The organism is Pseudomonas sp. TH34 (assembly GCF_016650865.1).
Classification (GTDB): Bacteria; Pseudomonadota; Gammaproteobacteria; order Pseudomonadales; family Pseudomonadaceae; genus Aquipseudomonas; species Aquipseudomonas yamanorum.
Window position 1 is genome coordinate 88,249 of record NZ_JAEKFB010000020.1, and the last position, 23,093, is coordinate 111,341.

17 protein-coding genes and 2 tRNA genes are annotated in these 23,093 nt (G+C 59.3%); 10 read left to right on the forward strand and 9 right to left on the reverse strand.

Annotated features, from left to right (window positions below):
• Nucleotides 1-4 precede the first annotated feature (4 nt).
• The 10 genes from JFU58_RS13790 to JFU58_RS13835 all read left to right on the forward strand — a co-directional run bounded on the left by JFU58_RS13790 (nt 5) and on the right by JFU58_RS13835 (nt 10,023).
• A tRNA-Leu gene (locus JFU58_RS13790) sits at nt 5-90 on the forward strand.
• Nucleotides 91-186: 96 nt separating this feature from the next.
• Nucleotides 187-263 (forward strand) — tRNA-Met (locus tag JFU58_RS13795).
• Nucleotides 264-403: 140 nt separating this feature from the next.
• Nucleotides 404-862 (forward strand): ribosome maturation factor RimP, encoded by a 459-nt coding sequence (gene rimP / locus JFU58_RS13800; protein ID WP_003235029.1) that lies wholly within the window; start codon nt 404-406, stop codon nt 860-862.
• A 47-nt stretch (nt 863-909) separates the two neighbouring features.
• A complete protein-coding gene (nusA, locus tag JFU58_RS13805) occupies nt 910-2,391 on the forward strand; it encodes a transcription termination factor NusA (protein WP_003212187.1) in 1,482 nt (493 codons plus the stop codon).
• A gap of 27 nt (nt 2,392-2,418) precedes the next feature.
• The gene (gene infB, locus JFU58_RS13810; protein ID WP_003212186.1) at nt 2,419-4,941 is read left to right on the forward strand and encodes a translation initiation factor IF-2; all 2,523 of its coding nucleotides are present in this window, start codon (nt 2,419-2,421) and stop codon (nt 4,939-4,941) included.
• Between the two features lie 159 nt (nt 4,942-5,100).
• Nucleotides 5,101-5,502, forward strand: coding sequence for a 30S ribosome-binding factor RbfA (gene rbfA / locus JFU58_RS13815; protein WP_017478568.1), 402 nt, complete (start codon nt 5,101-5,103; stop codon nt 5,500-5,502).
• Between the two features lie 3 nt (nt 5,503-5,505).
• The gene (gene truB, locus JFU58_RS13820) at nt 5,506-6,423 is read left to right on the forward strand and encodes a tRNA pseudouridine(55) synthase TruB (protein WP_003212182.1); all 918 of its coding nucleotides are present in this window, start codon (nt 5,506-5,508) and stop codon (nt 6,421-6,423) included.
• Nucleotides 6,424-6,538: 115 nt separating this feature from the next.
• Nucleotides 6,539-6,808 (forward strand): 30S ribosomal protein S15, encoded by a 270-nt coding sequence (rpsO, locus tag JFU58_RS13825; RefSeq protein WP_003177875.1) that lies wholly within the window; start codon nt 6,539-6,541, stop codon nt 6,806-6,808.
• A gap of 194 nt (nt 6,809-7,002) precedes the next feature.
• Nucleotides 7,003-9,108: a polyribonucleotide nucleotidyltransferase gene (gene pnp / locus JFU58_RS13830; protein ID WP_003212180.1), complete on the forward strand. Its 2,106-nt coding sequence runs from the start codon at nt 7,003-7,005 to the stop codon at nt 9,106-9,108.
• A gap of 294 nt (nt 9,109-9,402) precedes the next feature.
• A complete protein-coding gene (locus tag JFU58_RS13835; protein ID WP_063033211.1) occupies nt 9,403-10,023 on the forward strand; it encodes a BON domain-containing protein in 621 nt (206 codons plus the stop codon).
• 228 nt (nt 10,024-10,251) lie between these two features.
• On the opposite strand, the gene JFU58_RS13840 is transcribed toward JFU58_RS13835, so the two are convergent.
• The 9 genes from JFU58_RS13840 to JFU58_RS13880 form a co-directional block, all read right to left on the reverse strand.
• Complete coding sequence (locus tag JFU58_RS13840) at nt 10,252-13,191, reverse strand: DUF748 domain-containing protein (RefSeq protein WP_201140932.1); 2,940 nt, start codon at nt 13,189-13,191, stop codon at nt 10,252-10,254.
• 108 nt (nt 13,192-13,299) lie between these two features.
• Nucleotides 13,300-14,316, reverse strand: a complete 1,017-nt coding sequence (locus tag JFU58_RS13845; RefSeq protein WP_201140934.1) for a class I SAM-dependent rRNA methyltransferase — start codon at nt 14,314-14,316, stop codon at nt 13,300-13,302.
• A 43-nt stretch (nt 14,317-14,359) separates the two neighbouring features.
• Nucleotides 14,360-15,235 carry an oxygenase MpaB family protein gene (locus tag JFU58_RS13850; protein WP_063033208.1) on the reverse strand — a complete coding sequence of 292 codons (876 nt, stop codon included), beginning with the start codon at nt 15,233-15,235 and terminating at the stop codon, nt 14,360-14,362.
• A 6-nt stretch (nt 15,236-15,241) separates the two neighbouring features.
• Entirely contained in the window at nt 15,242-17,179 is a 1,938-nt protein-coding gene (gene acs / locus JFU58_RS13855; protein ID WP_201140936.1) for an acetate--CoA ligase, read from the reverse strand.
• A gap of 105 nt (nt 17,180-17,284) precedes the next feature.
• Nucleotides 17,285-18,949: a glucose-6-phosphate isomerase gene (pgi, locus tag JFU58_RS13860; protein ID WP_017478575.1), complete on the reverse strand. Its 1,665-nt coding sequence runs from the start codon at nt 18,947-18,949 to the stop codon at nt 17,285-17,287.
• Nucleotides 18,950-19,174: 225 nt separating this feature from the next.
• Entirely contained in the window at nt 19,175-20,026 is an 852-nt protein-coding gene (gene panC, locus JFU58_RS13865; protein WP_201140937.1) for a pantoate--beta-alanine ligase, read from the reverse strand.
• Nucleotides 20,023-20,823, reverse strand: coding sequence for a 3-methyl-2-oxobutanoate hydroxymethyltransferase (gene panB, locus JFU58_RS13870; protein ID WP_201140938.1), 801 nt, complete (start codon nt 20,821-20,823; stop codon nt 20,023-20,025). The genes panC and panB overlap by 4 nt, the downstream gene beginning before the upstream one ends.
• 215 nt (nt 20,824-21,038) lie before the next feature.
• On the reverse strand, nt 21,039-21,536 hold the full coding sequence (folK, locus tag JFU58_RS13875) for a 2-amino-4-hydroxy-6-hydroxymethyldihydropteridine diphosphokinase (RefSeq protein ID WP_063033204.1): 498 nt from the start codon (nt 21,534-21,536) through the stop codon (nt 21,039-21,041).
• Nucleotides 21,537-21,540: 4 nt separating this feature from the next.
• Entirely contained in the window at nt 21,541-22,947 is a 1,407-nt protein-coding gene (locus JFU58_RS13880; RefSeq protein WP_017478579.1) for a polynucleotide adenylyltransferase PcnB, read from the reverse strand.
• Nucleotides 22,948-23,093: the final 146 nt, after the last annotated feature.

The window sequence follows — 23,093 nt, forward strand, 5'->3', positions numbered from 1 at the left end:
TATTGCCGAGGTGGTGGAATTGGTAGACACGCAACCTTGAGGTGGTTGTGCCCATAGGGTGTAGGGGTTCGAGTCCCCTTCTCGGTACCAATTATCAGGAGAGCCCGCTGTTGCGGGCTTTCTTGTAGGTGGAAGGTTACATTGACCCTGTAAGGGATCGGTCGTATACTTCCGCCCCAGCTTTGTCGCGGGGTGGAGCAGTCTGGTAGCTCGTCGGGCTCATAACCCGAAGGTCGTCGGTTCAAATCCGGCCCCCGCAACCAGTTTTAGCGGAGCCCCTTTTAAGGGGCTTTTTGTTAGCTGGACACTTTCAACGCCGCTGTTCGACGGCGTTTCAAGGATGGGCGTTTCGCCCATTTTTTTATTTTGCACAGCATGCACATACATGCACGAGGGGGTTCAGGTGTCGAGCAAGCTAGAAGAGTTGCAGGCCTTGTTGGCCCCGGTGGTCGTGGCCCTAGGCTATGAATGCTGGGGTATTGAGTTTTCGGCTCAAGGTCGCCACTCAATGTTGCGCGTTTATATCGATAAAGAGGGCGGCGTGCTGGTGGACGATTGTGCCATTGTCAGCCGTCAGATCAGCGGTGTCCTGGATGTTGAAGATCCGATCTCCGTTGAATACACCCTCGAAGTTTCCTCGCCTGGCATGGAACGCCCACTGTTCACTATTGATCAGTTTGCAAAATTTGCCGGTGAACAAGTGAAGATCAAGCTGCGCTCTCCCTTTGAAGGGCGACGCAACTTTCAGGGCCTTCTGCGCGGTGTAGAAGAGCAGGACGTCGTGGTGCAGGTAGAAGACCATGAGTTCCTGTTGCCGATCGATATGATCGACAAGGCCAACATTATTCCCAGTTTTGACTGAGACGCGGATCCCGCGGATCCAATGGCTTGCGAAAGGCGAGGCGTACGATGAGCAAAGAAGTACTGCTGGTTGTTGAGTCGGTATCCAATGAAAAGGGCGTACCGGCAAACGTGATTTTTGAAGCGCTGGAGCTGGCTCTGGCCACTGCTACCAAAAAGCGTTTTGAAGACGAAGTTGATCTGCGTGTGGAAATCAACCGCCACACCGGTGCCTACGAGACTTTCCGTCGCTGGACGGTCGTCGAAGAAGCCGATCTTGATGATCCGGCCATCGAAACCTGGCCGAGCAAGGTTGCTGAAACGCATCCGGGTGCCCAGGTCGGTGATGTCGTTGAAGAAAAGATCGAATCCATCGAGTTCGGCCGCATCGCTGCACAGACTGCCAAGCAAGTCATCGTGCAGAAGGTCCGCGAAGCCGAGCGCGCTCAAGTCGTTGACGCTTATCGCGAGCGCCTGGGGGAAATCATCTCCGGCACCGTGAAAAAAGTCACCCGCGACAACGTGATCGTCGACCTGGGTAACAACGCTGAAGCGTTGCTGGCCCGCGAAGACATCATTTCCCGCGAAACTTTCCGGGTTGGTGTGCGCTTGCGTGCATTGCTCAAGGAAATCCGCACCGAGAACCGCGGCCCTCAGTTGATCCTGTCGCGTACCGCGCCGGAAATGCTGATCGAGTTGTTCCGCATCGAAGTGCCGGAAATTGCCGAAGGCCTGATCGAAGTCATGGCTGCGTCCCGCGATCCGGGTTCGCGCGCCAAGATCGCGGTCCGCTCCAAGGACAAACGCATCGACCCGCAAGGCGCTTGCATTGGTATGCGCGGTTCGCGCGTCCAGGCAGTGTCGGGCGAATTGGGCGGTGAGCGTGTGGACATCGTCCTGTGGGACGATAACCCGGCGCAGTTCGTGATCAACGCAATGTCGCCTGCTGAAGTGGCGGCAATTATCGTTGACGAGGATGCCCATGCAATGGATATCGCCGTCGGCGCAGACAATCTGGCTCAGGCCATCGGTCGCGGTGGTCAGAACGTACGTTTGGCCAGCCAGTTGACCGGCTGGACCCTGAACGTGATGACCGAATCGGACATCCAGGCTAAGCAGCAAGCAGAAACCGGTGACATCCTGCGCAACTTCATCGACGAGCTGGAAGTCGACGAAGACCTGGCGCAGGTGCTGGTAGATGAAGGCTTCACCAGCCTGGAAGAGATTGCCTACGTACCGTTGGAAGAAATGCTCAACATCGACGGCTTTGACGAAGACACCGTCAACGAGCTTCGCGCTCGGGCCAAGGATCGTTTGTTGACTAAAGCCATCGCTACTGAGGAAAAGCTGGCAGACGCCCATCCGGCCGAAGACCTGCTCTCGCTTGAGGGTATGGACAAGGATTTGGCGATGGAACTGGCGGTGCGCGGCGTAATTACCCGCGAAGACCTGGCCGAGCAGTCTATTGACGACCTGCTCGACATCGACGGCATTGACGATGATCGTGCCGGCAAGTTGATCATGGCCGCCCGAGCCCATTGGTTCGAGTAATTAGGCGCGGCCTGAGGAGAGAAGTGCATGACGCAAGTCACGGTGAAACAACTGGCCGATGAGGTCAAAACACCGGTAGAGCGCCTGTTGCAGCAGATGCGTGAGGCAGGTCTGCCGCACACCGCCGCCGACGAAGGTGTGAGCGATAGTGAGAAGCAGTCTTTGCTGACTCACTTGAAGAGCAGCCACAAGGCGAAAGTGGAAGAACCGCGCAAGATTACATTGCAGCGCAAAACCACCAGCACCCTGCGTGTTGCTGGCAGCAAGAGCATCAGCGTTGAAGTACGCAAGAAGAAAGTCTTCGTACAGCGCAGCCCGGAAGAAATCGAAGCCGAGCGCAAACGCGAACTGGAAGAACGTCGCGCAGTAGAAAATGCTGCTCGTCAGAAGGCTGAAGAAGAAGCCAAGCGTCGCGCCGAAGAAGAAGCGCGTCGCCAGCCTGCTGCTGCGCAACCTGCTAACACTGAGGCCGTTGCTGCGCCTAGCGCGCCTGTTGAAGCTGTTCGTGAGGCCGCTCCGGTTGCCGCCGCGCCGGCTCCTGCAGCCGACGCTCGCAAACGCGAAGAACCTCGTCGTCCGGACAAACCACGTGCCGACGATAACAATCGTCGTGGCAGTGGCGATGGTGAGCGCAAAAACGCTCCACATCGTGCTTCGGTCAAAGAGAAGGCGCCAGCGCCACGCGTTGCTCCACGTACTACCGACGAAGAAAGCGACAGCTTCCGTCGCGGTGGTCGCGGCAAGGCCAAGCTGAAGAAACGCAACGCCCACGGTTTCCAGAGCCCAACCGGCCCTGTCGTGCGTGATGTGCAGATCGGCGAGACCATCACTGTTGGCGACCTCGCCAATCAGATGTCGGTCAAGGCTGCTGAAATCATCAAGTTCATGTTCAAACTGGGTACCCCAGCGACCATCAACCAGGTACTGGACCAGGAAACTGCCCAACTGGTTGCTGAAGAGCTGGGTCACAAAGTGACCCTGGTCAGCGACACCGCCCTGGAAGATTCCCTGGCCGAGTCCCTGAAGTTTGAAGGCGAGACCTTCTCCCGTGCGCCAGTCGTGACCGTAATGGGCCACGTTGACCATGGTAAGACCTCGCTGCTCGACTATATCCGTCGTGCCAAGGTAGCTGCAGGCGAAGCCGGCGGCATCACCCAGCACATCGGTGCATACCACGTTGAAACCGAGCGCGGCATGGTCACCTTCCTCGACACCCCTGGTCACGCCGCGTTTACCGCCATGCGTGCCCGTGGTGCCAAGGCGACTGACATCGTGATCCTGGTAGTTGCAGCGGACGACGGCGTAATGCCGCAGACCATTGAAGCTGTCCAGCACGCTAAAGCCGCTGGTGTTCCTCTGGTTGTTGCAGTGAACAAAATCGACAAGCCGGGCGCCGATCTCGATCGCATCCGTAGCGAACTGTCGGTTCACGGCGTGACTTCCGAAGAGTGGGGCGGTGATACGCCATTCGTTTCGGTTTCGGCGAAAGTCGGTACCGGTGTAGACGAACTGCTCGAAGCGGTCTTGCTGCAAGCCGAAGTTCTCGAACTGAAAGCAACTCCATCGGCCCCGGGTCGTGGTGTTGTGGTTGAATCGCGTCTCGACAAAGGTCGTGGCCCGGTTGCAACCGTTCTGGTTCAAGACGGTACCCTGCGCCAAGGCGACATGGTCCTGGTCGGTTCGAACTATGGCCGTGTACGTGCCATGCTCGACGAGAACGGCAAGCCAATCAAGGAAGCCGGTCCTTCCATCCCTGTCGAGATCCTCGGCCTGGACGGTACCCCGGACGCTGGCGACGAGATGAGCGTGCTGTCGGACGAGAAGAAAGCCCGTGAAGTGGCTCTGTTCCGTCAAGGCAAGTTCCGTGAAGTGAAGCTGGCCCGTGCTCACGCCGGCAAGCTGGAAAACATCTTCGAGAACATGGGCCAGGCAGAGAAGAAGACGCTTAACATCGTCCTCAAATCTGACGTTCGTGGTTCCCTCGAAGCGTTGAACGGCGCCTTGAACGGCCTGGGTAACGACGAAGTGCAAGTGCGTGTTGTCGGTGGCGGTGTCGGTGGTATCACCGAATCCGACGCCAACCTGGCACTGGCTTCCAACGCTGTACTGTTCGGCTTCAACGTGCGTGCCGATGCTGGCGCACGGAAGATCGTCGAGCAGGAAGGCCTGGACATGCGTTATTACAACGTCATCTACGACATCATCGAAGACGTCAAGAAAGCCCTCACCGGCATGCTTGGCAGCGACGTCCGGGAGAACATCCTGGGTGTGGCCGAGGTGCGTGACGTATTCCGCTCGCCGAAATTCGGCGCGATCGCCGGTTGCATGGTTATCGAAGGTGTTGTGCACCGTAACCGTCCAATCCGTGTACTGCGTGAAGACATCGTTATCTTCGAAGGCGAGCTGGAATCCCTGCGCCGCTTCAAGGATGACGCTTCCGAAGTACGTGCCGGCATGGAATGCGGTATCGGCGTCAAGAGCTACAACGACGTCAAGGCGGGTGACAAGATCGAAGTCTACGAGAAGGTCCAGGTTGCTCGCAGCCTCTAACTCGCGCACTTCAAGGGCCACGCGGCGCCCGGGCATGCAAATGCCTGGCGCCGTGTTCGGACTCTAAACGCAACGCCCGGTCTGGCTTTTGTCAGGCCGGGCGTTTGCCGCTTTCAGACCCCACGGGTTTCACCGTGTGGCAGTAACAGGTAACAAGACATGGCAAAAGAATACAGCCGTACCCAACGTATCGGCGATCAGATGCAGCGTGAGCTGGCACAGCTGATCCGTCGTGAAGTAAAAGACCCACGTGTTGGCCTGGTCACCATCACCGCCGTTGAAGTCAGCCGTGACGTTGGTCACGCCAAGATCTTCATCACCGTGATGGGTCAGGACAGCAGCGAAGAAATCGCGCAAAGCATCAAGGTGCTCAACTCTGCCGCAGGCTTCCTGCGGATGCAGTTGGCCCGTGAAATGAAGCTGCGCAGCGTTCCACAGTTGCACTTCCACTACGACGAAAGCGTCGTGCGTGGCGCGCACCTGTCGGCACTGATCGAGCGGGCCGTGGCTGAAGACAATCAGCACCCGGTCTCCGCTACGCCTGAAGACGCCAAGGAGTAATCGGTGGCTCAGGTCAAACGTATCCGTCGTAACGTCAGCGGCATCATTCTGCTCGACAAGCCCATTGGCTTTACCTCCAATGCGGCGTTGCAGAAGGTTCGCTGGCTGCTCAATGCCGAGAAGGCAGGGCACACCGGCAGCCTCGACCCCTTGGCCACCGGCGTGTTGCCGTTGTGCTTCGGCGAGGCCACCAAGTTTTCGCAATACCTGCTCGATTCCGACAAGGGTTACGAAACCCTGATGCAACTGGGCAAGACCACCACCACGGCAGACGCCGAAGGCGATGTTCTGCAGGTTCGCGAAGTGACCGTTGGTCGTGCTGATATCGAAGCGGCCTTGCCTGCTTTTCGTGGGCAAATCAGTCAGATACCGCCGATGTACTCGGCTCTCAAGCGTGATGGCCAGCCGCTTTACAAGCTGGCACGTGCAGGTGAAGTGGTGGAGCGCGAACCGCGTTCTGTTACTATTGCGCGCTTGGAATTGCTCGCCGCTGAAGGCGACACTGCCCGGTTGGCGGTGGACTGCAGCAAAGGCACTTATATCCGTACCCTCGTGGAAGATATCGGTGAGCAATTAGGCTGTGGCGCATACGTTGCAGAACTGCGACGCACCCAGGCAGGCCCTTTCACCCTGGCCCAGACGGTCACGCTGGAAGAGCTGGAAGCCGTACATGCCGAAGGCGGCAACGAAGCGGTTGATCGCTTCCTGATGCCATCGGACAGCGGTTTGCTGGATTGGCCATTGCTGCACTTTTCGGAGCACAGCGCGTTCTACTGGCTTAACGGCCAGCCAGTACGTGCACCGGATGCCCCGAAGTTCGGTATGGTGCGGGTACAAGATCACAACGGTCGCTTTATCGGTATCGGTGAAGTGAGCGAAGACGGGCGCATCGCGCCGCGTCGACTGATTCGGTCAGAATGACCGAACGAGGGTGGCTGTTAACAGGCACGGTCACTACTCATTTTTAGATACAGGGATTTGTCCCTGGCCTGTTGAAACCGCCCTTTGGGTGGTTTCCTGAAAAAAGGATTGCCTCATGGCTCTCGACGTTCAAGAAAAAGCTCAAATCGTAGCTGACTACCAGCAAGCTGTTGGTGACACTGGTTCGCCAGAAGTGCAAGTTGCACTGCTGACCCACAACATCAACAAGCTGCAAGGTCACTTCAAGGCCAACGGTAAAGATCACCACTCCCGTCGTGGTCTGATCCGCATGGTAAACCAGCGTCGTAAGCTGCTGGACTACCTGAAAGGCAAGGATCTGGGTCGTTATCAGACTCTGATCGGTCGCCTGGGTCTGCGTCGCTAATAAGCGATTGCGCTAGAGGTTGGTTGGCTGTCGTGTGTCAGTGGGTTTCCCGCTGGCCCATGGCAGGCTTCCAGCCTCAAGTTTTATCTGGATACACGTTTTACCCTGGACAGGCGTTGGGCCGATTCCCGACATTGCCCAAGAATTTCGCAAGAAGACAAGTTCCCCAAGAGCCACAAAGAAGGTAGGACACCGTGAACCCGGTTATCAAAAAATTCCAGTTCGGTCAGTCGACCGTTACCCTCGAGACAGGCCGTATCGCCCGTCAAGCCTCCGGCGCAGTGCTGGTCACCGTTGACGACGACGTCACCGTATTGGTGACCGTTGTAGGCGCCAAGACCGCTGACCCAAGCAAAGGCTTCTTCCCTCTTTCCGTTCACTACCAGGAAAAGACTTACGCTGCCGGTAAGATCCCTGGTGGTTTCTTCAAGCGCGAAGGTCGTCCTTCCGAGAAAGAAACCCTGACTTCCCGACTGATCGATCGTCCGATCCGTCCGCTGTTCCCAGAAGGCTTCATGAACGAAGTGCAGGTTGTCTGCACCGTCGTTTCCACCAGCAAGAAGACCGATCCGGACATCGCTGCGATGATCGGTACCTCGGCTGCCCTGGCCATCTCCGGTATTCCTTTCGATGGCCCGATCGGCGCTGCCCGCGTTGCGTTCCACGAAAGCACCGGCTACCTGCTGAACCCGACTTACGAACAACAGAAAGCTTCGAGCCTGGACATGGTCGTTGCCGGTACTTCGGAAGCCGTTCTGATGGTTGAATCGGAAGCCAAAGAGCTGACCGAAGACCAGATGCTTGGCGCGGTACTGTTTGCTCACGACGAGTTCCAGGTTGTGATCAACGCGGTTAAAGAACTGGCCGCTGAAGCTGCCAAGCCAACCTGGACCTGGGCTCCTCAGCCAGAAGCTACCGCACTGCTGGGCGCTATCCGCTCCGAGTTCGGCACCGCTATCTCCGACGCCTACACCATCACCATCAAGGCCGACCGTTACGCTCGCCTGGGTGAGTTGAAGGACCAGGTTGTTGCCAAGCTGTCCGGTGAAGAAGGCCAGCCTTCTTCCAGCGAAGTCAAAGCAGCCTTCGGTGAAATCGAATACCGCACCGTTCGCGAAAACATCGTTAACGGCAAGCCTCGTATCGACGGTCGCGACACTCGTACTGTACGTCCGCTGAACATCGAAGTCGGCGTTCTGCCAAAAACCCACGGTTCGGCTCTGTTCACCCGTGGCGAAACCCAGGCTCTGGTTGTTGCAACACTGGGTACTGCCCGTGATGCACAGCTGCTGGACACCCTGGAAGGCGAGAAAAAAGACCCGTTCATGCTGCACTACAACTTCCCTCCGTTCTCGGTCGGTGAGTGTGGCCGCATGGGTGGCGCTGGTCGTCGCGAAATCGGTCACGGCCGTCTGGCCCGTCGTTCGATTGCAGCCATGCTGCCTGCCGCCGACGTGTTCCCGTACACCATTCGTGTTGTGTCGGAAATCACCGAGTCCAACGGTTCCAGCTCCATGGCTTCGGTCTGCGGTGCTTCCCTGGCTCTGATGGACGCCGGTGTACCGATGAAGGCACCGGTTGCCGGTATCGCCATGGGTCTGGTTAAAGAGGGCGAGAAGTTCGCCATCCTGACTGACATTCTGGGTGACGAAGACCACCTCGGCGACATGGACTTCAAAGTAGCCGGTACCGCTAAAGGTGTTACCGCGCTGCAGATGGACATCAAGATCAAAGGCATCACCGAAGAAATCATGGAGATCGCTCTGGGCCAAGCCCTGGAAGCGCGTCTGAATATCCTCGGTCAGATGAACCAGATCATTGGCCAGTCCCGCACCGAACTGTCGGAAAATGCTCCGACCATGATCGCGATGAAAATCGACACCGACAAAATCCGTGATGTTATCGGTAAAGGCGGCGCGACCATTCGTGCGATCTGTGAAGAAACCAAGGCTTCGATCGACATCGAAGACGATGGCTCGATCAAGATCTTCGGCGAAACCAAGGAAGCGGCTGAAGCGGCACGTCAGCGCGTCCTGGGTATCACTGCTGAGGCCGAGATCGGCAAGATCTACGTCGGTAAGGTTGAGCGCATCGTCGACTTCGGCGCATTCGTCAACATCCTGCCTGGCAAGGACGGTCTGGTTCACATCTCCATGCTGAGCGATGCTCGCGTTGAGAAAGTGACCGACATCCTGAAAGAAGGCCAGGAAGTGGAAGTGCTGGTACTGGACGTGGACAACCGCGGCCGTATCAAGCTGTCCATCAAGGACGTAGCAGCAGCCAAGGCCTCGGGCGTTTAATCACCCCGTCGCTGTAAGCTGAAAAAAGGACTCTTCGGAGTCCTTTTTTATGCCTGCGGGAAAATGCCGGAAAATCAGGTGCTTACTAAAATCCAAAAGCCGCAACTTGCATGCAGGCACGAGGGAATTCATGCAAGTTGCACGATTCCGAAAAAACGATGATTTTATAAGTTATTGTTTTATAACGATTTAATGTCGGTCCGGGACTTGGCACACTGCCTGCAATAACCCTGTTAACGCTGCAGCATCAAGGTTCACACGCTGCAGACTTTTAATAAAACAGGAGTTACTCGTATGAAGAAGTTCGCTCTCGCTACTGCTACCGCTCTGACCCTAGCCATGGGTGCTAACGTGGCCTTTGCACAGACTTCCCAAGCTCCAATGACTCTGGCAGCCGGTGAAGTGACCAAGGCTAAAGAGGCTACCTCGGATACCTGGATCACCACCAAAGTTAAATCCGACCTGCTGACCGAGAAAGGCATTCCAGGTTCGGACATCAAGGTTGAGACCAACAAAGGTGTGGTTTCCCTGTCCTCGACAGTCGCTATCTCCGACGCGCAGAAAGCCACTGCTGTAGCGATCACCAAAAAAATCAAAGGCGTAACCGCAGTTTCGGCTGACGGCCTGATGGCTGGCGGCGCTACCAAGGCTGATAACGTCGACAAAACCAAAAGTGCAGCGGCTGGCGCCAAAGAGTCCACCTCGGACACTTGGATTACCACCAAAGTGAAAGCTGACTTGGTAACCGAGAAAGGTATTCCTGGCACCGACATCAAAGTCGAAACCAACAAAGGTGTAGTTTCCCTGTCGTCGACCGTCGCAGTGACTGAAGCGCAGAAAACCACCGCGGTGAACATCACCAAGAAAATCAAAGGCGTTAAAGCTGTATCGGCCGATGGCCTGAAAGCAGAGTAACGCTTAGCGAATCGCCTGAACTAGGCAAGAGGCGGCCACGAGCGAGTTAGATATCCGCTCAATGCACCTCACAGGTTCATGCGACCGACCACACGGATGTGGTCATTACAGGCCCCGGCACTTGTGTCGGGGCCTGTTCTATTGCGGGTAGAAAAGCTTGAAGGGTAAGCGAGGCTCTTGTGGCGAGGGGGCAAGCCCCCTCACCACAGGTACTCAGCGGGTGCCGGATTATTCGGCGTCCAGATGCATCGGTGTCACTACCCGACCATCTTTCTCCGCTTCCCCAAGGTTGGCATCGATGAAGTAAACCCGCTCATCTTCCAGCTGGCCCTTGTCCACCAGGTAGTCCTTGATCGCACCGGCGCGGTCCTGGCCGAGTTGGCGCAGCAACACGTCACTGCCACTCCAGAACTTGATTACACCGTCCCGCAGCTTGGCGGTGCGGTCGTCATTGCTCAGGTCTTTCCACTCGGCCGGAGGCTGTTGTTTCAGGCGGGTACGGTAGATGCCTTCCAGCAGCGGCGCCTTTTCCTTTTCAGGGACTTCAAGCAGCGACGCCTGGGCCGGGACCTTATCGCCACGGCGCTGGAGGATCTTGTAGTAGTTGTACTGGTATTCGCGTTCCAGTCGCTGTGCGGCCAACAATGGGCCGTCACTGCTGGCAGCGGCGGTGCCTTCGATCTCCAGGCGCAGGGCAGGGCGCTCTTTGAGGGCCTTGGCCAGGCTGTCCAAGGCTGACTGGGAATCCTTGCTCAGCTCGCTGGAACCCGGGGCGAACGACACGTTGCCAAGGTCTTGAGCACCACTTCCGCTAATCAACCCGCCAATGAACTTGAAGGGCGCCGTGGCCGCGCGCACCACCAGGTTACGCAGGGTCTGCCAGACAATCGGCATCACGCTGAATTGCGGGTTGTTCAAGTCGCCGGTCACTGGCAGTTCGATCGAAATCTTGCCGTCGGAATCCTTGAGCAGCGCAATCGCCAGGCGTATCGGCAGGTCCACCGCGTCTGCACTGTCGACCTTCTCACCCAGCTGCAGCTGCTCGACCACCACCTTGTTCTCGGCCTTCAACTGACCCTTGGTGATGACGTAATGCAGGTCCAGGTTGAGGCGGCCCTTGCGGATGCGAAACCCGGCGAACTTGCCCGAGTACGGTGTCAGGGTGGTCAGTTCGACACGTTTGAAGCTGGTGGCGATATCCAGTGCCGCCATCGGGTCAAACGGGTTCACGCTGCCCTTGATGGTCACCGGTGCATAACGGTCGACCTTGCCCTTGACGTCAACGCTGGCCGGCTTGGCCTGGCGACTGTCGATGGTGCCGATCTGGCCGTTGAGCTGTTGAATCGCCGTGGCAAAGTTCGGAGTCAGGCTGAAGTCGGCGAAGTTGGCCGAGCCGTCGTTGATCGCAATCTGACCAATATGAATCCCCAGAGGCTTCTCTTTGCTCGCTGCAGGTTTGGCTGCGGACTTGCTGCCACTGTTGGCCGGCTGCGGAATCAGCAAGTCATCGATGTTGGTAGTGCGGTCATCATTGATCATGAAACGTGCGTAGGGCTGCAACAGGTTGACCTTGTCAATGGACAGGCTGTCACCATGTTGATAATTCACGCCTTCCAGCACCAACCGCTGCCACTTGAGGAAGTCACGGTTCTTCATGGTGTCCAGGGTGTGCAACTGGTCGACCTGTGCCCGGCCAGTTACCTGGAACGCCAGGGGCTCGGTGCTTTTCAGGTTCACGTCGAGGTTGCTGCCGAGCATGCCGCTACGCAGTTCCAGGCGGATAAACGGGCTGATGTAGGACTGGGCGACACGCAGGTCGATGTCCTTGGTATCCACTTTCAGCTTGGCGCTGACCGGGCTCAGGTTGACCTGGCCGGTAGCCTGGAGCTTGCCCTGTTTGCCTACGCCGGTATCCAGCTTGAGGGTAAACGGGCTTTGGTTGAGGCTGTCGAAACCCTGCAGGTCGACGTTCAGCGGGCCGACGTCCAGGGCGACGGCCGGTTTAGCCGAACGGTCCGCCAGATGCACTTGATAGTCACGCAGTTGCACGTCCTTGAGCAGCACTTGCCAAGGCTTGCTCGGCGCTGCCGGCGCTGGCTTTGGCGAGTCGGCGGTGGCGGGTGCGGTGGCTGGCTCGGCTGCGGGTGCAGTTGCAGGTTTGCTCGGTTGGCTGGCAAACAGCTTCTGCCAGTCCAGCTGGCCGTCGGCTTCAAGGGCGGCCCAGGTTTCGAGTTTATTACTGCGGATCTTGCCAACGATCACTTGCTGTTTGGCCAGGTCCACGGTGGTTTCGCTGACGTCCAGCTTCTGCAGGCGCGCGAGTGGCCGGCCATCCGGCGCCTTGATCGCGAACGGCGCGACACTCAGGGCGACGTTGGTCAGGTTCAGCTCGGTTTCCTTGGCCAGGCTCAGCTTGTAGTCGGTGCTGAAATTGAGGATGCCGTCTTCGAGAACCAGCGGTACCGCATCACGCACATACGGCCACCAGACTTTCATTTTGCCGTCGGTAACCTTGAGTTTGCCTTCGGAGGCAATCGGGATGAGGCTGAAGTTACCGGTCCAGTCGATCTGCCCGCCTTCCGGGCCCGCCGCGACCAAGGTCATGGCGGCGTTGTCATCGGGCAACGTGCTGAGGTTTTTCAGCTCGAAATCCAGTTTGTCGTAGAGAAACTCGATGGGTTCGCTGGGACGCAAATCCTGGAAGTGCACATAACCGCCCGCCAGCTTGATGTTGTCGATGCGCAGCGGGAATGGTTTGGCGTTCGGGTCCGTTGGCGTCGGTTCGCTGGCTGGCAATTTGAACAGTTGCGCAAGGTTGAGCTGGCCGGATTTGTCGAACCGCAGCTCGGTTTTCGGCTTGTCGAGTTGTATGTCGGCCAAGTGCAGGGCACGGGTCCATAGGCTGTCGATCTGCAGGTTGGCGTACAGGCGTTCAAAGGCTACTTGCTCCTTGCCCGGTTCTCCGATGTTCAGGCCCCACACGGTCAGTTCGAGGCTGAACGGGTTGAGCTCGATACGCTCAATGTGCGCCGGCACCGTGGCGTAATTGGCCAGCTGTTGGTTGGCCACGCGAAGGGCAATGCCGGGGAGAATAAGGAAGCCCAGCAAGCTGTATAGGGCTAGGGCGGTCAGCAAGGCGCCAGCGGCGCGAATCAATCCTTTGGGCATATGTGACGCCATCTATGTCGATCAAGAGTGCCTTGGAGTATGGCACGGGTTTACGGTTCCGAAGAACCGGGCCTTTATTCGGCGTGCAGGCCCCCTTTGGGACAAGTCTTACAGCTGCAGGATGAGGGTCTTCAGCGGTGGTTGCTGGTCGAGGGACGGGAAATCTGCGCCGGGTGCCATGATCTGCCAGTCGCGGACCGGACGCCCGGCTTTTTCGGCGCAACGCAGGACCTGGTCGCGCCAGTCGTCCATGCCGACTTTTGCCAGGTTATTGCAGCAGATCAGCACGCCGTTATCGGCAGTGGCCAGCAGCGCCGGCTTGAGCAGGCTCTGGTAGTCGCGCAGCAGGTCGACGGTGCCGAAGGCGCTCTTGGCCCAGGCCGGCGGGTCGAGCAGCACCAGGTCGTATTGACGCTGGTCCAGACGCGGATAACTCGGCAGCTTCTGGCCGCGACGCTGGCTGATGGGCAGGCCGGCCAGTTGGCGGATTGCCGGGAAGTAGTCGGACTGGACGAATTCCATCGTCGGCAATTGCGGATTCAGTTGCCCGTTTTCGCGACCGACCGCCAGGTTGCCCTCGGCAAAGTCCAGGTTGCACACCTCATGGGCACCACCGGCGGCGGCGCTCAGGCCTACGCCGCAGGTGTAGGCGAACAGGTTCAACACGCTTTTGCCGGCACTGTGTGCCTTGACCCAGCCGCGGGTGTTGCGCAAGTCCAGGAACAGCAACGGGTCTTGCCCGGCATGGCGGCCGCGCACGCGGTAGTTGAGGCCCCACTCGTGGCCGATCAAGTCTTCCAGAGCCGCGGGCTCGGCACGGTAAACCGTGTCTTCACGGTCGATACGCGAGTTGCCCCGGGAGCGGTCGTTGTAGACCAGCAACAGCTCCAGCCCCAGGTGCTGGTTGATCGCCTGATGCAGCTGCAGCAGGTCGCCGCTCTCCAGTGACTGGTGAAAGCTCTGCACCAGCAGTTGCGGGCCGTAGCGGTCGATCGTCAGGCCGCCAGCGCCTTCCTGGCTGCCGTGGAACAGGCGATAGCAATCGGTACCTTGTGCATGCAGCTCAGCGAGCAGGTCCTGGCGATGATCGAGGGCGGCGCGCAGCGCCTGATTCAAGGAAGACATAGTGCGCGCCTTGGAGAGTAATTGGGGCGCGGGAGTTTAACAGTTATGGCTCCAGCAGGCCCATTCGCCTGTGGGCCCGTTGCACCGAACCATTGCGCATGGCCCAACGCAACAACGGCGCGCTGCGCCTGACCCCGGCGCGAATCATCTGGCGCTGCAGCGGGCTTTGTTTCTGCCCGAGCATGTCGCTGGCCCAGTCCGGCAGCAGGTCGATACCGGCCTGCATCATCAGTGAGCCAAACGGCTTGGCCAAAGTACTCGGCGACGGCGCATTCAGCAGCAACCGCAGGACTTCGTGGCTGCGTTTGTCACACAGCAGTTGCGGGCGAATACGCTCAAGGTAATCGGAAATTTCCTGGCGTGAACGTGGCACATGGCGCGCCCCCAGTTGCTCGGCCACCAGGGCTATTTCGCTGTAGTACCGGTCTTGATCCCTGGGGGATAACTCCGGGTTGCGGTAACGCAGGTGGGCCGCAAGAAAGTTACTGACCTCCGCCACATGCACCCAGGTCAGCAACTCGGGATCGCTGGCCGCATACGGTCGGCCATCAGGTGCATGGCCGACCACTTGCAGGTGAATGGTGCGCACTTTCTCGATCAGCCATTCGGCGTCGCGGCGCGAACCGAATGTGGTTCCGGAAATGAACTGCGAGGTACGCCGCAAGCGCCCGAGCATGTCTTGTCGAAAGTTTGAATGGTCCCACACGCCGGCCAGGGCCAGCGGGTGCAACGCCTGCAACATCAGCGCGCTGATGCCGCCAATCAACATGCTGCTGAAGTCGCCATGGACCTTCCAGCTCACCGAGTTCGGCCCAAAGAGACCTGGATCACCCTTGGGGGTTTCCAGGTCGAGTTGACCCAGCGACAAGCCGGTCAGGCTCATCAGCTGGTTTTCGATGCGGCTGCGAATGAATTCCATGGGTTCCTATCGGTTGAGGCGCTTGTCGATCAGGCCATCTACCACGCTCGGGTCGGCCAGGGTGGAAGTATCCCCCAGGCTGTCCAGTTCGTTGCAGGCAATCTTGCGCAAAATCCGCCGCATGATCTTGCCTGAGCGGGTTTTCGGCAAGGCCGGTGCCCATTGAATCAGCTCGGGCTTGGCGAAACTGCCGATTTCCTTGCTCACCAGATCCAGCAGGTGTTTTTTCAGCGCCTCGTCGGGCTCGACGCCATTCATGGGCGTGACGAAGGCATAGATGCCCTGGCCTTTGACGTCGTGGGGATAGCCCACCACGGCGGCTTCGGCGACCTGATCATGCAACACCAGGGCGCTTTCCACCTCGGCGGTGCCGATACGGTGCCCGGACACGTTGATCACATCATCGATACGCCCGGTGATCCAGTAGTCGCCGTCCTCGTCTCGCCGGGCGCCGTCGCCGGTGAAGTAGTAGCCCGGATAGGGTTTGAAATAGGTGTCGATCATCCGTTGCGGGTCGCCGTACACGCTGCGAATCTGCCCCGGCCAACTGGATTTAATCGCCAGCACGCCGCTGCCGGCGCCGCTGATTTCCTTGCCTTGCTCATCCAGCAGTACGGGCACCACGCCAAACATGGGTTGGGTGGCGCAACCGGGCTTGATCCGTTGGGCGCTGACCAGCGGGCTGAGCATGATGCCGCCGGTTTCGGTCTGCCACCAGGTGTCGACAATCGGGCAGCGTTGTTCGCCCACGGCATTGAAGTACCAGTCCCAGGCTTCCGGGTTGATTGGCTCGCCGACACTGCCCAGCAGGCGCAGGCTGGCGCGGGAAGTGTTTTCCAGTGGCCCGTGGCCTTCACGCATCAGCGCGCGCAACGCCGTAGGCGCGGTGTAGAAGATATTGACCTGATGCTTGTCGATCACCTGCCAGAAGCGCGAGCTGTCCGGATAACTCGGCACACCTTCGAACATCAGCGAGGTCGCACCATTGGCCAGTGGCCCGTACACGATATAACTGTGGCCGGTGACCCAGCCGACATCGGCGGTGCACCAGAACACTTCGCCGTCGCGGTAGTCGAGCACGTACTTGAACGTCATCGCAGCCTGCAGCAGGTAACCGCCGGTGGTGTGGAGTACACCTTTGGGTTTGCCGGTGCTGCCGGAGGTGTAGAGGATAAACAGCGGGTCTTCCGCCTCCATGGGCTCGGGCGGGCAGTCGTCGCTGGCTGCGTCCAAGGCCTGTTGATACTTGAGGTCGCGGCCTTCAGTCCAATTGACCGCCGCGCCGCTGCGCTGCACTACTAGTACCGTGCTGACGTCCGGGCAACTGGCCAGGGCCTTGTCGACATTCTGTTTCAGCGCTACCGGCTTGCCACCGCGTACGCCTTCATCGGCGGTGATCACTGTGCGGCAGTCGGCGTCGAGAATGCGGTCGCGCAGGGCATCTGGCGAGAAACCACCAAACACCACCGAATGCACCGCACCGATCCGCGTACAGGCCAGCATGGCGTAGGCCGCCTCGGGAATCATCGGCATGTAGATGCACACCCGGTCGCCTTTCTTCACGCCACGGCTTTTCAGCACGTTGGCCAGGCGGCTGACGTTTTGATGGAGCTGGCGGTAGGTAATTTTGGAAGACTTTGCAGGATCATCGCCTTCCCAGATGAAGGCCGGCTGGTCGGCACGTTGGGCCAGGTGACGGTCGATGCAGTTGTAACTGACGTTCAGTTGGCCGCCGGCAAACCATTGGGCGGCACCGGTCTTGATGTCGGATGTCTGGACGGTCTGCCAGGGCGTGGACCAGTCGAGAAAGCGCTTGGCCTGTTCGGCCCAGAAGGTGTCGGGTTGCTCGACGGATTGGCGGTAGAGGCGCTGATAGTCCTCTTGACTGAGTTGCGCAGCCCGGCGGACGGCATCGGCGGTAGGGAACATGCTGATATCGAACATGAGGGATCCTTATTCTTGTTTTTGCGACAAGCAATAAAGATGCACCCTGTGGCAGGCGGGTTCAAGGCCAACGTCCAAACAGACGTTGGCCTTGCGGGCATTACATCAACCGCGGTGACGGCCGCGGAAGTAGTTGATCAACCCTTGGGTGGACGCATCGTCCGCAGGCTGTTCTTCGGTGCCGGTCAGGCGGTTGTAGACGCCTTTGCCCAGCTCCTTGCCCAGCTCCACGCCCCATTGGTCGAAGGCGTTGATACCCCAGATGACGCTTTGCACGAACACTTTGTGCTCATACATCGCCACCAGCGCGCCGAGGCGACGAGGGCTGATGCGCTCAACCACAATGGTGTTGCTCGGACGGTTGCCCGGGATCACCTTGTGCGGTGCCAGCTTCTGCACTTCGGCTTCGGCCATGCCTTTGTCGCGCAGCTCGGCTTCAGCTTCGGCGCGGGTCTTGCCGAGCATCAGGGCCTGGCTCTGGGACAGGCAGTTGGCGTACAGCCACTGATGGTGGTCGGAGACCGGGTTGAAGCTGACGATCGGCACGATGAAGTCGGCCGGGATCAGCTGGGTGCCCTGGTGCAGCAACTGGTGGTAAGCATGCTGACCGTTGCAGCCTACGCCGCCCCAGATAACCGGGCCGGTGTCGGTGGAAACCGGCGTACCGTCCTGGCGCACGCTCTTGCCGTTGGATTCCATATCCAGCTGTTGCAGGTGCTTGGTGATGTTACGCAGATAGTGGTCGTACGGCAGGATCGCGTGACTCTGCGCGCCCCAGAAATTGCCGTACCACACGCCCAGCAGACCCAGCAGCACGGGCATGTTCGCTTCGAACGGCGCGGTCTGGAAGTGCTGGTCCATGGTGTAGGCACCGGACAGCAGTTCCTTGAAGTTGGACATGCCGATGGCCAGCGCGATCGGCAGGCCGATGGCCGACCACAGCGAGTAACGACCGCCCACCCAGTCCCACATCGGGAAGATGTTTTCTTCGCGGATACCGAAGGCCACGGCCGCCGCGTTGTTGCTCGATACGGCGATGAAGTGGCGATACAGCTCGGCTTCCGAGCCACCCTGGGCCAGGTACCAGGCGCGGGCGGCCTGGGCGTTTTTCAGGGTTTCGAGGGTGTTGAAGGATTTCGACGAGACGATGAACAGCGTGGTCTCGGCGCGCAGCTTCATGGTCAGCTCGTGGAACTCACTGCCGTCGATGTTCGCCAGGTAATGGCAGCGCACGCCTTTGTGGGCGTAGGACAACAGCGCTTCAGACACCAGCTCCGGGCCGAGGAACGAGCCACCGATGCCGATGTTCACCACGTCGGTGATCGGCTTCTCGGTGTAGCCACGCCACAGGCCATCGTGGATGCGGCCGACCAGGTCAGTGATCTGGTTCAGCACCTTGTGCACGTCCGGCATGATGTTCACGCCGTTGACCGACAGCTTGTCACCCACTGGACGACGCAGCGCGGTGTGCAGCGCCGGGCGGCCTTCGGAAGAGTTGACCGGCTCGCCGTTGAACAGCGACTTGATCGCGCCCTGAAGGTCGACTTCCTTGGCCAGGCCTACCAGCAGGTCGCGGGTTTCGCTGGTGATCAGGTTTTTCGAGTAATCGAGGAAAAGTCCGCAGCTGCTCAAGGTGAACTGGGTAAAGCGCTGGGGATCGGCATTAAAGGCTTCGCGCATGCTGAAATCCTGCATGGCTTGGCGATGTTGATTGAGCGCTTGCCAGGCGGGCAGAGCGGTAACGTCATGAGGAGTGCGGTAGTACGCCATCGCTGCGGGTTTCCTTTTTATTGCTGGGACTGCTGGTAGGACACTTTAAAGCCGGGAATGTGCTGTCTTTGTGAAGATGACAGGCTCCGGTCGACGCCAACGAATAGCGTAGGGCGAATACATTAAACCTAGCGTGTCGATCTGTCTTGGCTTTGTCTGCGCTGTGGCCGGTACTTTTTTATACCGGCCGATCAGGCAGTGCAACAGGCGGGGCGTGCGGCGGGGTCAGTTCAGGTGCAAATGCAGGTTGTCGATCAGCCGGGTGGCGCCCAGGTAGGCGGCGACCAGAATCACCAGATCCTTGTCTTCAGCGGTGGCCGGGCGCAGGTGCAGGCCCTGGCGGACCTCCAGGTAATCCATGCGAAAGCCGGCCGCTTCAATTTGCTGGACCTGTGCGGCACGCAGGTTGGCGAAATCGCGGTCGCCCGCTTCAATGGCGGCGGCAATCTGGCTGAGGCTGCGGTACAGCACCGGCGCGATGGCGCGCTGCTCTTCGGTGAGATAACCATTGCGCGACGACAGCGCGAGGCCATCGTCGGCGCGAACGGTCGGCTCGCCGATAATCTGGATCGGCATGTTCAGGTCATGGACCATGGCGCGAATGACTGCCAGTTGCTGGTAGTCCTTCTGGCCAAAGATCGCCAGGTCTGGCTGGACCATATTGAACAGCTTGCTGACCACCGTGGCCACGCCTTCAAAATGCCCGGGACGGCTGGCGCCGCACAGGCCTTCGGACAGTTGTGGCACGCTGACCCGTGTCTGGCCGGCCATGCCGTCGGGGTACATCTCGTCGACGGTCGGGGCGAACAGCAGGTTGCAACGGGCTTGCAGCAGCTTCTCCTGGTCAGCCGCCAGGGTGCGTGGGTATTTGTCCAAGTCTTCGCCGGCGCCAAATTGCAGCGGGTTGACGAAAATGCTCGCGACGACGAAGTCCGCTTGTTGCGCAGCCTTGGTGACCAGCGTGGCATGGCCGCTGTGCAGGTTGCCCATGGTGGGCACGAAGCCGATGCGTTTACCCGCGCTGCGGGCATGGGCGACGGCGGCGCGCAGTTCGCGCACGGTTTTGACGGTGTTCATGCAGAGAATCCGTGTTCAGCGCCGGGGAAGGTAACGGCTTTGACTTCGCTGACGTAGGCGGCGAGGGCCGATTGAATGCTGTCCTGGCCAGCCATGAAGTTCTTCACGAACTTGGGTACGCGACCGGTCAGAGACAGGCCCAGCATGTCGTGCAGCACCAATACCTGGCCGTCGGTGCCGGAACCTGCGCCGATACCAATCACCGGGATTTTGACGGCCTGGGTGATTTCCGCTGCCAACTCGCTTGGTACGCATTCCAACAGAATCATGCATGCACCGGCCTGCTCCAGGGCGATGGCATCGGCCCGCATCTGGCGCGCCTGGGCTTCGCCGCGGCCCTGTACCTTGTAGCCGCCGAGGATATTCACCGACTGGGGCGTCAGGCCCATGTGCGCGCAAACCGGCACGCCGCGTTCGGCCAGCAAGCGAATCGACTCCGCGAGCCAGGCAGCACCTTCAACCTTGACCATGTGCGCACCGGCACGCATCAGTTGAGCGCTGTTGGTCAGGGTCTGTTCGATGGTGGCGTCGGCCATGAAGGGCAGGTCGGCGATGATGAAGGCGCCTTCGTTCCCGCGTTTGACGCAGGCTGTGTGGTAAGCGATTTCGTCGTTGGTGACCGGCAGGGTGCTGTCATTCCCTTGTAGAACCATGCCCAGGGAGTCCCCCACCAACAACACTTCAACCCCTGCCTGGCAGCTGGCCTGGGCAAAAGTGGCGTCGTAGCAGGTCAGCATGGTGATCTTTTCACCTTTGAGTTTGAGGCTCTGCAAGGTGCTCAGGGTAACGTTTGGCATGAAAAGGGTCCTCATTCAGGCGCTTGGAAACAGCGAGTAACGCGCGTGAGTCTTCGTTTATACAGGCGCACTTTCTTAAGGATCAGTGCTTATAAGGCCTGGATTGCGCCCTTTAGCGCCGGGTAGGCGGCAGCGGGACGCCTATAGTCGTGAGGAGGACTCTGGAAGTCAATTGGATGTGTTACCGCATTGTTACGGCCGGGGTGTTACCGCTGTTACTGATGCGATTCAGCAGGCGCCAGGCGTTCCAGGCCGACAAACGGGCAGGCGTCCAACAGGTCGCTGAGCTGGCGGCCATCGGCGAGTTGCAGGCTGGCGGGGGCCAGTTCTGCCAATGGGTAAAGCACGAATGCCCGCAGATGCATCTGATAGTGCGGCACCTTCAGGCGCGGCTCGTCGATCAACCGGTCACCAAATACCAGGATGTCCAGGTCCAGGGTGCGCGGGCCCCAGCGCTCGAGGCGCTCGCGGCCCTGGTCATTCTCGATGGTTTGCAGGGCATCAAGCAGTTGCAGGGGCGCAAGTTCGCTGTCCAGGGCCGCCACCGCATTGGTGTAGCGCGGTTGGCCCGGGAGCAGGGAATCACTTTGATAGAAAGCGGAGACGCCCGCCAGCGTGGTGTTCGGCAACTGCGCCAAGGCCTCGACGGCATGGCGCAATTGTTGTTCAGGGGCCGCCAGGTTGCTGCCCATGCCGATGTAGATACGTTCCACGTGCTTACTCGCCAGACGCACTCGAAGCGTCGCCAGCGCTACGTTTGCGCTTGCTGCCACTGCTGCGGCGACGTTTTTTCGGGCCATCGCCGGTGGCTTCGCCTTTGCTGCTGAGCTCTTTGATCATCTCGCGGCGCTGGCTGTCGTTGGCGTCCTGGTAGTCGGTCCACCACTCGCCAAGGCCGTCGGTCTGTTCGCCGGCGCTTTCACGCAGCAGCAGGAAGTCATAGCCGGCACGGAAGCGCGGGTTGTCCAGCAACAGGTCGGCACGTTTGCCGCTGCGGCGTGGCAGGCGCTCCTGCATGTCCCAGATCTCACGGATCGGCATGGTGAAGCGTTTCGGGATGGCGATGCGCTGGCATTGCTCGGCGATCAGCTCGTGAGCAGCTTCCTGCATGGCTGGAATTGCCGGCATGCCACGGTCTTGCAGGCGCATGACGCGTTTCGGAAGCGCGGGCCACAACAGGGCGGCAAAGAGGAACGCCGGGGTGACCGGTTTGTTCTGCTTGATGCGCAGGTCGGTGTTGATCAAGGCTTCGCTGATCAGCGTGTGGGTGTAGGTCGGGTTGTACTCCAGTGCCTCGGCGCTGGCCGGGAACAATGGGTCGAACAACTGCAGGTCAACCAGCATTTCGAAGGTGTCGGCGGCATAGCCGGAGAGGAACAACTTGAGCACCTCTTCGAACAGGCGTGCCGACGGGATTTCCCGCAGCATCGGCGCCAGGTCGCGAATCGGTGCCGCCGTGTGCTTCTCGATCCCGAAGTTCAGCTTGGCCGCGAAACGCACGGCCCGCAGCATGCGCACCGGGTCTTCCTGGTAGCGTTGCGTCGGGTCGCCGATCAGGCGCAGCAGGTTGTTGCGAATGTCGTGCACGCCGTTGGCGTAATCGAGAATGCGCTCGCTGACCGGGTCGTAATACAAGGCATTGATGGTGAAGTCGCGGCGTTGCGCGTCTTCTTCCAGAGTGCCGTAGACGTTGTCCCGCAGGATGCGTCCGCTTTCATTGCGGGAAGACTGGTTGGTGTCTTCTTCTTCATCGTTTTGCGGGTGGTTGGCGCGGAAGGTCGCGACCTCGATGATCTCGCGACCAAAGTGGATATGCACCAACTTGAAGCGCCGACCGATGATCCGCGCATTGCGGAATTCGGCACGCACTTGTTCCGGCGTGGCACTGGTGGCGACGTCGAAATCCTTGGGAGTGATGTTGAGCAACATGTCGCGCACGCAACCGCCAACGAGGTAAGCCTGGTAGCCGGCGTTCTGCAGGCGTTCGACGATGTTCACCGCATAACGGCTGAACTGGGCACGCTGCAACGAATGCTGGTTGCTGTTAAGCACTTCAGGCGTGCTGCGGATGTGTTGCGTACGACGCAAGGGAGAACGGAATGACTGGAACAACTTCTTCAGCATGGGATGCACTGTTTGAAGGAATGTTCGGCCATAACGAAGAATGACCGCATGATGGGCCGGGATTCTAGCATTTAGTCAGGGGATGGTGTAGGAACTAGCGGCAAGGCTTGAGCCAGAAGCTTAAAAGAAGGGTGGCAGGTGCCAAA